11 protein-coding genes are annotated in these 11552 nt (G+C 72.6%); 3 read left to right on the top strand and 8 right to left on the bottom strand.

Annotation, left to right across the window (positions count from 1 at the left end; translation table 11 throughout):
• Nucleotide 1: 1 nt before the first annotated feature.
• Together C2L58_RS20055 and C2L58_RS20050 are read right to left on the bottom strand one after the other, a co-directional pair.
• Complete coding sequence (locus C2L58_RS20055) at nt 2-1294, bottom strand: ABC transporter substrate-binding protein (RefSeq protein ID WP_233225806.1); 1293 nt, start codon at nt 1292-1294, stop codon at nt 2-4.
• A 211-nt stretch (nt 1295-1505) separates the two neighbouring features.
• The gene (locus tag C2L58_RS20050; protein ID WP_199191341.1) at nt 1506-2702 is read right to left on the bottom strand and encodes a Gfo/Idh/MocA family protein; all 1197 of its coding nucleotides are present in this window, start codon (nt 2700-2702) and stop codon (nt 1506-1508) included.
• 297 nt (nt 2703-2999) lie between these two features.
• On the opposite strand from C2L58_RS20050, the gene C2L58_RS20045 reads away from it, so the two are divergent.
• Nucleotides 3000-3983, top strand: coding sequence for a LacI family DNA-binding transcriptional regulator (locus C2L58_RS20045; protein ID WP_103339115.1), 984 nt, complete (start codon nt 3000-3002; stop codon nt 3981-3983).
• 29 nt (nt 3984-4012) lie between these two features.
• Here the strand turns inward: C2L58_RS20045 and C2L58_RS20040 are convergent, their stop codons facing one another.
• The 6 genes from C2L58_RS20040 to C2L58_RS20015 all read right to left on the bottom strand — a co-directional run bounded on the left by C2L58_RS20040 (nt 4013) and on the right by C2L58_RS20015 (nt 9669).
• Entirely contained in the window at nt 4013-5257 is a 1245-nt protein-coding gene (locus tag C2L58_RS20040; RefSeq protein ID WP_103339114.1) for an FAD-binding protein, read from the bottom strand.
• 35 nt (nt 5258-5292) lie between these two features.
• A complete protein-coding gene (locus C2L58_RS20035; protein WP_103339113.1) occupies nt 5293-6408 on the bottom strand; it encodes a serine hydrolase domain-containing protein in 1116 nt (371 codons plus the stop codon).
• A gap of 35 nt (nt 6409-6443) precedes the next feature.
• Nucleotides 6444-7481, bottom strand: a complete 1038-nt coding sequence (locus C2L58_RS20030) for an Lrp/AsnC family transcriptional regulator (protein WP_103339112.1) — start codon at nt 7479-7481, stop codon at nt 6444-6446.
• Between the two features lie 71 nt (nt 7482-7552).
• Nucleotides 7553-8320: a hypothetical protein gene (locus C2L58_RS20025; RefSeq protein ID WP_103339111.1), complete on the bottom strand. Its 768-nt coding sequence runs from the start codon at nt 8318-8320 to the stop codon at nt 7553-7555.
• On the bottom strand, nt 8317-8895 hold the full coding sequence (locus tag C2L58_RS20020; RefSeq protein ID WP_103339110.1) for a papain-like cysteine protease family protein: 579 nt from the start codon (nt 8893-8895) through the stop codon (nt 8317-8319). Before C2L58_RS20020 ends, C2L58_RS20025 begins: the two co-directional genes overlap by 4 nt.
• A gap of 198 nt (nt 8896-9093) precedes the next feature.
• On the bottom strand, nt 9094-9669 hold the full coding sequence (locus C2L58_RS20015; protein WP_103339109.1) for a DUF6801 domain-containing protein: 576 nt from the start codon (nt 9667-9669) through the stop codon (nt 9094-9096).
• A 200-nt stretch (nt 9670-9869) separates the two neighbouring features.
• Here C2L58_RS20015 and C2L58_RS20010 point away from each other — a divergent pair, with 200 nt between their 5' ends.
• Together C2L58_RS20010 and C2L58_RS20005 are read left to right on the top strand one after the other, a co-directional pair.
• Nucleotides 9870-10439 carry a TetR/AcrR family transcriptional regulator gene (locus tag C2L58_RS20010; protein ID WP_103339108.1) on the top strand — a complete coding sequence of 190 codons (570 nt, stop codon included), beginning with the start codon at nt 9870-9872 and terminating at the stop codon, nt 10437-10439.
• A 78-nt stretch (nt 10440-10517) separates the two neighbouring features.
• A complete protein-coding gene (locus C2L58_RS20005) occupies nt 10518-11525 on the top strand; it encodes a medium chain dehydrogenase/reductase family protein (RefSeq protein WP_103339107.1) in 1008 nt (335 codons plus the stop codon).
• Nucleotides 11526-11552 lie beyond the last annotated feature (27 nt).

The following is an 11552-nucleotide window of genomic DNA, read 5'->3' as shown; positions in this document are numbered from 1 at the left end:
GCTAGGACAGTCCCTTCTGGGCTTCGGTCATGAACCGGTTGACCGCGTCGTCGATGCTCATCCGGCCGAACGCGACTTCTTCGTACGTGCGCTGCAGCAGCTTCTGGATGGCGCCGGCGCCCTTCGGCGGCACCGGCGGCGCGGCCCCGAGCTTCGGTTCGAGCGCGGCTTCGTACTCGTAGAGGGTCTTGTCGTTGCCCTTCGCCGACGACGCCAGCTGCGCGCGGACCTTCAGGTTCGGGGCGAGGCCGCGGTCGGTGCCGACGATCTTGCCGACCTCGGGGTCGTTGACCAGGAAGTCCACCAGCTTCGCCGCCGCCTCCTGCTGCTGGCTGCGCGCGGACACGGACAGGAACATCGACGGCCGCCGGTACTGGCCGGTGTCGCCGTTCGCGCCGGTCGGGTACGGCGCCACGTTCAGCGGCTTGCCGTTCGCCTTCTGGTACGCCGGCAGCAGGTTGTCATAGGCGAACTCCGAGCTGGTCAGCTTCTTGCCCAGCGGGGCCTGCTCGGGCGAGGTGTTGTAGGACGCCGTGACGTCGGCGGGCGAAGCGGCCTTGGTCTCGCGGAACTTGCTCGCCAGCTGCCAGTAGCTGCGCAGGTCGCCGGCGGTGAAGCCGAGCTTGCCCTCGGGGGTGTAGAACTGCTTGCCCTGCTGGCGCAGCCAGATCTCGAGCGTCGTGTCGAGGATGCCGAAGTCGGTGACCCCGCGCACCGAGCCCGCCGTGCCGACCTTCTGGGCCACCTCGGCGAACCGGTCCCAGGTCATCCCCTTCGCCGGGTCGCCGCCGGCCGCCGTGAACGCCGCCGGGTCGTAGATCATCGCCGGGGTGTTCTGCGCCCACGGCACGGCGTAGCGCTTGCCCTGGTAGACGCCGGTGGCCGCCAGCTCCGGGTTGACGTCGGCGAGGGAGATCGCCTTGCCCGCGCCGGAGTTCAGGTCGGCCAGGACGTTGCGGCCGCCGTATTCGGCCAGGTAGCGGCTGTCGACGTTGAGCACGTCCGGCGGCTTGCCCCCGGCCGTCTGCGTCGCCAGCTTCTCCCAGTAGGCCGCGTACGCCGAGAACGACGTCTGCACCTTGATGTTCGGGTTCTTCTGCTGGAAGAGCTCGACGGCCTTCTTCGTGAGATTCGCTCGCCCGTCGCTGCCCCACCAGACGAAGTTGATGGTCACGTCGCCGCCGCCACCGGAGTCCGGGCCGCAGGCGGCCACCCCGGTCAGCAGCAGCGGGACCACCACGGCCAGCGCGGCGACACCTCGCCCCTTGGTCCTACGCTCAGTTGTCCGCCCCATCGAACTCTCCGTCCTCAGCCGGTCAGCACTTTTCTGAAAACGCTGTCAGCGCGCTCACGGTAGGCAGTGCGCCACACCGGTGTCAACGGGCAAACGGCGGCAATACCCCTTGCGTACCAACGTCTTCGCTGTTCAGCGGACACGCCGAGAAAGCGCTTACAGCAACGGCGGCGACGACCGGGCTGCCAGCGCTGGTGCGCACCGGTGCGCGTTATCCGGTGCGTTCGGCGGCCGCGCCGCCCGACGGTCGTCGCGCGGCACTCGCCCACGGGACGCCGATTTCGGAGAACAACGCCAGCCGGTCCGCGGCGACGGCGACCTCTTCGCCGATCCCCCGCACGACCGGGTGCCGGCTCGCTCCTTCGCCCACGGTGCGGATCCAGCCCGCCGGGATCCGCGACGGCGACGGCGCGTCCCGCACCGCTTCGACCACCGAGGCGAACGCCCGGGTGCCGGCCAGCGGCGCGAGCAACGGCACGCCGTCCGGGTCGAGCCGGTGGGCGATCAGGTTGCGCAGCAGGTCCGCCGGTTCGCCGAGGTGGAACCGCTCGTCGTCGAGTTCGAGGCGGTGGCTCTTGTACCAGAACTTGGCGCGGCCGCGCTCGCCGTGCACCACGACGTAGGGCTCGTGGTCCTGCTCGGCGCACAGCGAAGCGGCGACGACGATCTCGGGTCCGTCGCCGAACCGGATCCGCAGGCACGCGGTGTCGTCGGCCTCGATGTCGCGGGTGCCGTAGAGCTCGAGCGCGATCTCCGCCGGGTCGCGCCCGGCGACCCCGCCGACCAGCAGCGCGGTGGCCACGGCGTGCGAGAACGGGTTGGTCAGGGCGCCGTCGACGACGGCCTCGCCGTCGAGCCAGCGGCGCCCGGCCCACGGGTTGCGGCGGTAGTAGGCGTCGGTGCGGATCCACGCCCCGGCCGCGCCGACCCCGGTGACTTGGCCGAGCCGGCCGGCCGCGATCGCCGCCCGGAGGACGGGCAGCACCGGGGAGCCGAAGCTCTGGAACCCGGTCTGGCAGGCCGCGCCGGTCTCCGCGGCCAGCCGCGACAGCGTGGTGAAGCCGTCGAGGTCGAGCACCGGCGGGGTCTCCAGCAGCAGGTCGCTGCCCGCCCGCAGCACCGCGGCGCCGGTCTGGACGTGCGCGTGCGGCGGCGTGGCGACCACGGTGATGTCGGGGCGGCAGCGGCGGAGCAGGTCGTCGACGCTCGCGTGCGCGGTGCCGCCCGGGGGCAGCAGCGCGCCGGCGGCGGCCGACGGGGGCCGGATGTCGGCCATGCCGGCGAACCGGACCAGCCCTTCGTCGTGCAGGATCCGCGCCCGGTGCAGGTAGCTGAAGGCGTAGCCGGACGTGCCGACGACCGCCACCCTCGGCGGGTCCGCCACGGTGCGGCTCCGGCTCCCCGACATGGATCTCCGATCGGCGGGCCCGATGGGGCGCCCGCGCGGAACTGACGAATGGGTCAGGCTTTGGGAGAAACTTCCGGTCGCCACCGTAGGGCGTGCGCGACAAACGTGTCAATCATCAGGACGGTGGCGTCGAAATAGTCGAATCGCCGATGGTCCGAACGGCTGCCCGTGTTTCGAGATAGCGCTTACTGGAATAGACCACTTCCGTCTGCAAGTCCTGAAGACCGTTTGCAGGATTTGTTGACAACGCACTCGGGGAGTTTCCATGATGTTGTCGGAGCCTGCCGAGGAGTAGCCGTGACCGTGACGATTCACGACGTCGCCCGCCGGGCCAACGTGTCGATCTCGACCGTCTCGCGGGCGTTCACGTCCCCCGACCTGGTCCGGCAGCAGACCCGCACCCGGGTGCTGGCCGCGGCGCACGAGCTGGGCTACCACGCGGCCGGCACGCCGCAGCCGGGGCCCGCGGTCCGCACCGGGCACATCGGGATCGTGGTCTCCGACCTGGGCAACCCGTTCTTCACCGGGGTGCTCAACGGCGTGCAGGCCCGCGCGCGCCAAGACGACATCGCGGTGCTGTTCGCCAACAGCGACGAGGACCCGGCGATGGAGCAGAACCTCGTCCGCCGGATGGCCAAGCAGGTCGACGGCGTCGTGCTGTGCAGCCCGAGCATGACCGACGACCAGCTGCGCGCGCTCGCCGGGCAGACCACCCTGGTGCTGCTCAACCGGGAGGTCCCCGGCATCCCGTCGATCGTGATGGACGCCGCGGACGGGATGCGCCAGGCGATCGAGCACCTGGCCGCGCTGGGCCACCGCCGGTGCGCCTACCTCGGCGGTCCGCGGGCGTCGTGGGCGAACCAGACCCGCAGGCTGGGCCTGGCGGAGACCGCGCAGAAGCACGGCACCGACGTGGTCGAGTTCGGCCCGTTCCCGCCGGTGTTCGAGGGCGGCCTGCAAGGCGCGGACCTGGCGCTGGCGGCGGACGTGACGGCGATCGTCGCCTACAACGACCTGGTCGCCTTCGGCGCGCTGGCGCGGCTGAACGCCCGCGGGGTGCCGGTGCCGGACGAGGTCAGCCTGGTGGGCTTCGACGACCTGGTCTTCGCGGCGATCTCGGCACCCCCGCTGACGACGATCGCGATGCCCACGGAGGCGGCAGGCCGCGCGGCGGTGACGATCCTGCTGGGCCTGCTCGACGGCGAGGCCGACGAGCACACGACCCAGGTGCTGGACACCCACCTCATCGTCCGCGCCACCACGGCCCCGCCGTCGGCCTGACCGACGGGCGACCAGCTCACTCCGGCGGGCTAGCCGCCGAAAACGTTGCGGCTCAGGAAGGGATTGCGGAACTTGCCCCGCGGATCCAGCCTCTCCGCCAGCGCCCGGAATTCGCCCAGCCGCGGGTACTCCGCCGGGATGCCGTGGAAGAGCTTGCCCCAGTGCGGACGCGCACCGAACGGGGCCAGGCGCTCCTCGAGGACCGGCAGCACCGCCTCCACCTCGGGCTGCCGCGGCTGCCAGGTGAAGTGCAGGGCGACCCGGTCGCCGCCGTGGCAGGGGCTCAGCCAGCGGTCGTCGCCCGCGATCGCGCGGATTTCCGAGACCAGCAGCAGCGGCGCGACGAGGTCGCTGATTTCGCGGACCGCCCGGATCGCGGCGGTCGCCGCGCTGTGGGGCACGAAGTACTCCGACTGCAGCTCGTCCCCGACGCTCGGGGTGAACGCCAGCGCGAAGTGCGGGAGCCTTTCGTGCCACGGGCCCGGCACCCCCTGCTGGGGCGTGCAGTTGTCCGCCGGGATGCCGGCGGCGTGCGCCGGGTGGCGCGGCCCGTCGGCGGGCACCGCGCCGAACAGGCCGGCGCGTTCGGTGAACTCGTCGGCGCGGCTCTTGATCCACACCTGGTCGATCGCGTCGTTCGCCCAGTTCGTGAACATGCTGACGCTGTAGCCGGCGTCTTCGATTTCGTCGAAGTGCTCGTCCGCGACTTCCCACGGCAGGTCGTCGAAGACGTCTTGGCGGACGTCGAACGCCGGCACCACGTCGAGGGTCAGCCGGGTGACGACGCCGAACGCGCCGAGCCCGACGACCAGCCCGGGGAACTCGGCGTCTTCTCGGGTGAAGGTCCGCAGCTCACCGTCGGCGGTGACCAGCTCGAGGCCGGAGACGGCCGCGGCGAGACCCGGCTGCCGCCGCCCGGAGCCGTGGGTGCCGGTCGCGACGCTGCCCGCCACCGTGATGTGCGGCAGCGACGCCAGGTTCGACAGCGCGAACCCCGCGTTGTGCAGCTGCTGCGCGAAGTCGCCGTAGCGGGCCGACCCGCCGACCGTCACCGTGCCGTCGCCGATCTCGACTCCGGCGTCGAGGGCGCTCAGGTCCAGCAGGAGCCCGCCCGGGGAGTCGGCGATGTCGTTGAAGCAGTGCCGGCTCCCGAGGGCTTTGACGTGCGTCGCGGCCGCGACGGCGGCCCGCACCTCGTCGACCGTCCGCGGGGTCGTCACCGCGTCCGCGCCGTACGTGAGGTTCCCGGCCCAGTTCGACTCGCCCACCCGCATGTGTCCTTCCGCGCGCCCGATCTTCGTCTCGAACCCTACGCGGCCGCCGCGTGCCAGAAGTCCCGCATCCAGCGCGGCGGCACGGGGTTGTCCTCGCCGACCTGGGTGAGCAGGACGGCCACCGTGCCGGTGGCCGGGACGACGTGGGCGGTGGTGCCGGTGCCGCCGACCCAGCCGTACCGGCCCGGGACGTGCCAAGGCTCGGTGACGGCGATGTCCACCGCGCCGCCCATCCCCCACCCCTGGCCTTCGAGGAAGAGCGCGCCGATCTCGCGGTGCGCCGCGGTGGTGTGGTCGGTGGTCATCAGCCGGACGGCCTCGGGGGTGAGCACGCCGGCGCCACCGGCCAGCAGCATGCGGCCGAACGCGACCCAGTCGCCCGCCGTCCCGGCGAGGCCGCCGTTGCCGAGCGGCAGCGCCGGCATCGTGCGCCACTGGCCGTCCGGCGGATCGGCGAGCACCAGGCCACCGGCGGTCTTCTTGTAGAAGGCCGTAGACCGGCCGGGTGCGGCCACGAAACCGGTGTCGGTCATGCCCAGCGGGGCGAAGATCCGTTCGGCGAGGAACTCGGGGAAGGACTGTCCGGACGCGCGGGCGACGAGCAGGCCCTGGATCGTGGAACAGGTGTCGTACAGCCAGGCTTCCCCGGGCTGGTGGACGAGGGGCACCCGGGCGAGCCGCGCGAGCCAGACGTCGGGCTCGGGGAAGCTCTGCACCTCCCGGCCGTCGCCTTGCACGGGGAGCAGCGCCTGCACGGCCGGGAGCGTGAAGTCCGACGGGAAGCCCCAGCCGGCCTGGCCGGTGAGGACGTCGAACACCGTGATCGGCCGCTTCGCCGGGACGACGTCGTCGAGCGGGCCCGACGGCGTCCGCACGACCTTCGGCTCGGCCAGCTCGGGCAGCCAGCGGCCGATCGGGTCGTCGAGGGCGAGCCGGCCGTCGTCCACCAGCACCAGCACCGCGGCCGCGGTGATGGGCTTGGTGATGGACGCGAACCGGAACAGCGTGTCTTCGGCCATCGGGCGGCTGCCCTCGGCGTCGACCGAGCCGGCGGCGACGACCTCCCGCCGGCCGCCCCGGTCCACGATCGCCACCGCCCCGGGCAGCGTGCCGTCGTCGACGTAGCGGTGCAGGGTGTCGCGCAGGTTCATGATCCTCCCCCGGGGCCGGCCCGGCCGACGATACTTCAGCGGGCCGGGATGATCGCCTGGTGCGGGCCGCCGAGGCCGTGCGGGCTGAGCAACCGGCCCATCCGCTTCGGCATCCGCAGCGTGATCGCGCGGTCGAGGACCCGCGCACCGGGGGCGGCTTCCGCCAGCCGCGTCTCGTAGGCCGGGCAGTCGGCCGGTACCCGCAGCCACGCCGACACGACGAGGTTGCCCTCCCCGACCACCGCCGCGGCGAGCCGGGTCTCCGGCAGCTGCGCGATCGCCGTCCCGGCGCGGTCGAGGTCCGTCGCGCGGGTGTCGAGGCGGTAGCCCGCGATCACCGGCCAGCCGGCCGGGACGTGCGCGATGTCGCACCGGAAGTCGAGTTCGTGGTTGCGCAGCATCCGCGCCAGCGTGCGCCGCACCGCCGACTCGCTCATCCCGCAGTCCCGGGCCAGCACCGCGTAGCTGCGCCGCCCGTCCTCGCCCAGCGACTCCACCAGCGCGCGCAGGCCCCGGTCGTTCCACTGCTGCGGCACGACCAGCCGGGCCTGCACCGCGGTGTCGTCCAGCACCGCGCGTTGTTCGGGGGCGAGCGCGTCCACCAGCCAGCCGCTGCCCTCCCGGTAGACGCGGGTCGCGACGGCCAAGCGGACCTCCCGCACCCCGGGCAGGGCGCCGATGCGGCCGGTGACCAGCGCGTCCAGCGCGTCGAGATCGCGGGCGGACAAGCCGAGGAACAGCGAGAACCGGCTCGTCGTGCGCTCGACGCTGAACACCGACGGCCAGCCGCACAGCTCGCGGGTCAGTGCGCTCAGCGAGTCCGGCCGGCAGGCGAGGTCGACGTAGCCGACCGTGGTCGTCGGCGGGGTGCAGTAGGCGGTGAGCCAGGCCAGCCCGGCGGCCTGCAGCCGCTCCCAGCGGCGGGCCGCCGTGGTCGCGTCGGTGCCGACGGCGGCGGCGATGCGCGTCCACGGCGCCCGCGGGTCGCGCTGGAGCGCTTCCACCAGCGCGAGGTCCGACGCGCTCAACCCCGGGCGCGCCGCTTCCGGCGGCGCACCGGGCGAAACGGGCATGGCGCATTGTGACCCGGTCATGATCGGCTGCCAAGGGGCACGCCGGACGCGCCGGCGTGCCCCTCGCCGTCCTACCGGCGCCGCAGCCGCGGCACCACGGCCGCGCCCGCCATCAGCACGAGGACACCGCCGAGCGCGATCGGCAGCGCCGGCCCGTCGCCGGGGTCCGCCGCGGGCACCGCGCGTTCGCGGCCGCCGTACCCGCCGCCCGCGCCTTCGCGGTCGTAGGCCGAGCCCGGCAGCTTGTCCGCGTACCGCCCGTGCAGCGCCGTGCGGTAGTCCTGGAGGGACACCTTCGTGCCCGCGGCCAGGCCGGTGACCGAGCCGTCCAGGACCGTCACGACGTCGCCGTGCACCGCGTACCAGGCGTTGACCTGGGGCTCGTGCAGGAGGTAGCCGCCGGCGGCGGCCTGGCCGTACTGCCGCTCGTAGTCGCCGGACGCGACGTTGACGACGGTCCACGCCGCGCCCTGGCGCTCCGCCCAGACGGTCGCGGCGGTGCCGTCGCCGGTCCGCGCCGGGACCGCGACGTAGGCGAGGGCGGCGGGGACGTCCGACTTCCCGGCGACGAACGCCGCCGTCGGCTCGTAGACCGGCACCTGCGTCCGCGGGTCGGCGGCCTGCTGCGCCGCCGCGGCCGCCGCGTGGCTGCCCGGGAACTTCGTCGTCGCGAGCCGGCCGAGGGTGGCCGCGCCGCCCGTGACCTGGCCGATGGCGGCGGTGTCGGCGGCGGTCGGCGCGCCGGTGGGCCCGTCCGCGGCGCTCGCGGCGCCGTCCGTGGTGAGCATCACGGCACCGGCCAGCACGGCCACGCCCAGCACTTTCCGCAGCATGCTCATCCCTCGATCCCGTACAGCGTGTGGGTCCACTGGAACTGGCTGTTCGAGCGGTAGGTGTCGTAGTTCATCGAGTTGTAGCGGCTGTTGTTCGGCCACGGGTCGCCGTATTCGACCCGGGTGGTGCCGCTCGAATTGTCATATCCGTAGAGCACGTGCATGTGGCCGCCACCGGAGCGCCAGCCGATGCGGGTGCCGACCGGCTGTCCGGCGTCGATCTGGGTTTTGACGCCGGTGAAGGAAAGCGTCTGGCCGCCCGAGTTGTACGTGCCGACGTTCGTGAAGCCGAGGTAGCGGAACACGCGCTGCTGGTCGGACAGGTAGCCCTGGTTGTTGGCGCAGTCGCTACCGGATTCGTTGTGCGCGATCTGGCAGAACCGGGTCTGGGTCAGGGAGTATCCCCAATAGCCGGCGATCGTGTTGCCGCTGGCGTCCCAGCACCACTGGTCCTTCTGCTGCGCCTGCATGGTGATTCCGAGATCGGTCCGCGCCGCGGCCGCGGCGGCCGGGGCCTGCAGCCCGACGACCGCGACCGAGAGCGCGGCGAGTCCACACAGGACTCCTGAAATGGTTTTCACGAAGTACTCCTCCAGCCGGTGATGATTCGACGTGGTGGCTGGGAATACTCCGCTCCCGGCACCGTGATCCGGTACCTACCAAGGGAGGATTGCGTTGGCGGGAAACGATTCCGGCGGATCCCGGCAGTTCCGGGCCGCCGGATTCCGGCATCGCCCCGGGGCCGCCGGACGGATTCCGGCGGCCCCGCGGCGGCCGGGTCAGGAAACGGTCGTCGTGCCGAGGACGGCGTCCTGGTCCGGCGGGTCGAGCGTCAGCGTGACGTCGAACTCGCCGAGGCTGCTGTCGGTGACGACGTGCGTGCTCGCGGCCGGGTCGACGCTGCTGACCGCCTCGCCGGCCGGGGTACCGGCCGGCACGGTGAAGTCGACCTGGCCGCGCGCGGTGAACTCGAGGCTGCCTTCGGCGGGTACCGGCGTCGCGGGGATCGGCAGCGCGACCGGGATGGCCACGGACTGCCCGCCGACGGCCACGTTCACCTGGGACTTGATCGTGCCGGACAGCTGGGTGGCGCCGACCAGGCGCAGGCCGTCCCCGGCGGCTTGGCCGGCGTCGACGTCGAGGCTGAAGGGCACCGAAACCGTGCTGCCCGCGGCGGCGGTGGCGGGAATGTCGGCCCCGACCACGACGGTGACCGCCTGGTCGCCGATGAGCGGGAACCCGCCCCGGTAGGTGAGCGTCTTTTCGGCGGCCGCGGCGGGTCCCGCGGAAACAATGGCGAGCGCGCCGGCCAGCAGCGCGGCAAGGCCGATTCCGCGGCGTCGGGTATTCCTCATGTCCGGTCCTTTCCTCGTCGAACGGCGGTTCGGATCCTAGGTGGAAAACTTCCCAACCGGCTATTCGCTTTTCTCGTTTCCCGGGAATTTGTCACGCGCGTCCGGCCGCACCGTTCCGGTTTTTGTCATCGACCCGCGAGGGCAGCGGTGCAGCGGCGGCGCGGTTGCCTCACGGCCAGAGTGAGTGTACAGTCACTCACTTGACCAGACGCGGTGCCACGCTCTCCACCTCCGACGCCCGGCGGGACGCCGTCATCGAGGCGGCCATCGCCGAGTTCGCCGGTGGCGGCTACCACAGCACGCCGATCAGCGCGGTGGCCGCCCGGGCCGACATCTCCCCCGCGTACGTCTTCAAGTTGTTCCCCGGCAAGGTTTCCCTGTTCGTCGCCGCGCTGGACCGATGCTACGAACTCGTCGTCCACGCGCTCTCGAACGGCGCCGCCCGCGTCGAGGACGCCGACCCGGGGAAGATCCTGTACGAGATGGGCGACGCCTACGCGGAGCTGATCGCCGACCGCAACCTGCTGATGCTGCAGGTGCACGCCCAGTCGGCCGCCGACACGCCCGAGATCGCCGACGCCGTCCGCCGCGGCCTGGCCAAGGTGACCGAATTCGCCCGCTCGCGCTCCGGGGCGGCCGACGACGAGGTGCAGCGATTCATCGCCTACGGGCAGCTCTGCCACCTGATCGTCACCCTCGACCTGGACGAGCGCGCCGGCGAATGGGCCGCCGTGCTGTCCGCCGGTATCCGCCACCCCGGCAAGAACTGAAAACCCCGGCCCACCCGGGCCGTTTTTCTCGCCCGTCGAGTGATTGATCAGTCACTCACACCGTTGGAAGGAACCACCGTGAACGTCACCGAAATCGTCCTCCCCGGCCTCGTCGAACCGGACGGCCTGCGCGTCGAACACCGCGAGCTGCCGCCCCTGGGCGCCGGCGAAGCCCTGATCCGCGTCGAGGCCACCGGGATCTCGTTCGCCGAACAGCAGATGCGGCGCGGCAAGTACTACGACCAGCCCCCGTTCCCGTTCGTCCCGGGCTACGACGTCGTCGGCACGGTGCTCGAAGCCGCGGACCCCGCCCTGATCGGCCGCCGCGTGGCCGCCATGACCAAGATCGGCGGGTGGCGCAGCCACCTCGCCCTTCCCGCCGCCGACCTGGTGCCGGTGCCCGACGGCCTGGACGCCGCCGAGGCGGAGACCTTCGTCGTCAACGGCATCACGGCGTACCAGATGCTGCACCGGTGGGCGAAGGTGCGCCCCGGCGGCACGATCCTGGTCCACGGCGCGAGCGGCGGCGTCGGCACCACCCTCGTGCAGCTCGCCCGCGCGGCCGGGATCCGGGTGATCGGCACGGCGTCCGCCCGCAACCTGGACGTCGTGACCGCGCTCGGCGCCACCGCCGTGGACTACCGCGGCGACGTCCCGGCCCGGGTGCGCGCGCTGGCACCCGGCGGCGTCGACGCCGTCTTCGACCACGTCGGCGGGCCCGGCATCGTCGATTCGTTCCGCCTGCTGGCCCCGGGCGGCGCCCTGCTCGCCTACGGCAGCGCGTCGACCGTGAACGCCGGCGGCAACCCGAAGCCCGCCGTGCTGAAACTCCTCGTGCGGCTGCTGTGGTGGAACGCGCTGCCGAACCGCCGCCGGGCGCACTTCTACAACGTCTGGGGCGGCAAGCGGAACCTCAAGCGGTTCCGCGCCCGCCTGGCCGAAGACCTGACCGCGGTCTTCGAGCTGGCCGTGAAGGGACAGCTCAAGGCGCAGGTGGCCGCGCGGATTCCGCTGACCGAAGCCGCGAAAGCCCTGGCGTTGGCCGAATCCGGCACGGTGACCGGCAAGGTCGTGCTCGTCCCCTGAAACGCGCCGAAGGCCACCACGGCGAGC

It is taken from the genome of Amycolatopsis sp. CA-126428 (assembly GCF_002904335.1).
Taxonomy (GTDB): Bacteria; Actinomycetota; Actinomycetes; order Mycobacteriales; family Pseudonocardiaceae; genus Amycolatopsis.
Note: the sequence above shows the minus strand (reverse complement) of the source record. Positions and strands in the feature narration are given on the sequence as shown.

What these genes read in the sequence shown, in the direction of transcription:
- C2L58_RS20055 (WP_233225806.1), bottom strand. Translation starts at nt 1,294, where the DNA reads ATGGGGCGGACAACTGAGCGTAGGACCAAGGGGCGAGGTGTCGCCGCG.
- C2L58_RS20050 (WP_199191341.1), bottom strand. Translation starts at nt 2,702, where the DNA reads ATGTCGGGGAGCCGGAGCCGCACCGTGGCGGACCCGCCGAGGGTGGCG.
- C2L58_RS20040 (WP_103339114.1), bottom strand. Translation starts at nt 5,257, where the DNA reads ATGCGGGTGGGCGAGTCGAACTGGGCCGGGAACCTCACGTACGGCGCG.
- C2L58_RS20035 (WP_103339113.1), bottom strand. Translation starts at nt 6,408, where the DNA reads ATGAACCTGCGCGACACCCTGCACCGCTACGTCGACGACGGCACGCTG.
- C2L58_RS20030 (WP_103339112.1), bottom strand. Translation starts at nt 7,481, where the DNA reads ATGCCCGTTTCGCCCGGTGCGCCGCCGGAAGCGGCGCGCCCGGGGTTG.
- C2L58_RS20025 (WP_103339111.1), bottom strand. Translation starts at nt 8,320, where the DNA reads ATGAGCATGCTGCGGAAAGTGCTGGGCGTGGCCGTGCTGGCCGGTGCC.
- C2L58_RS20015 (WP_103339109.1), bottom strand. Translation starts at nt 9,669, where the DNA reads ATGAGGAATACCCGACGCCGCGGAATCGGCCTTGCCGCGCTGCTGGCC.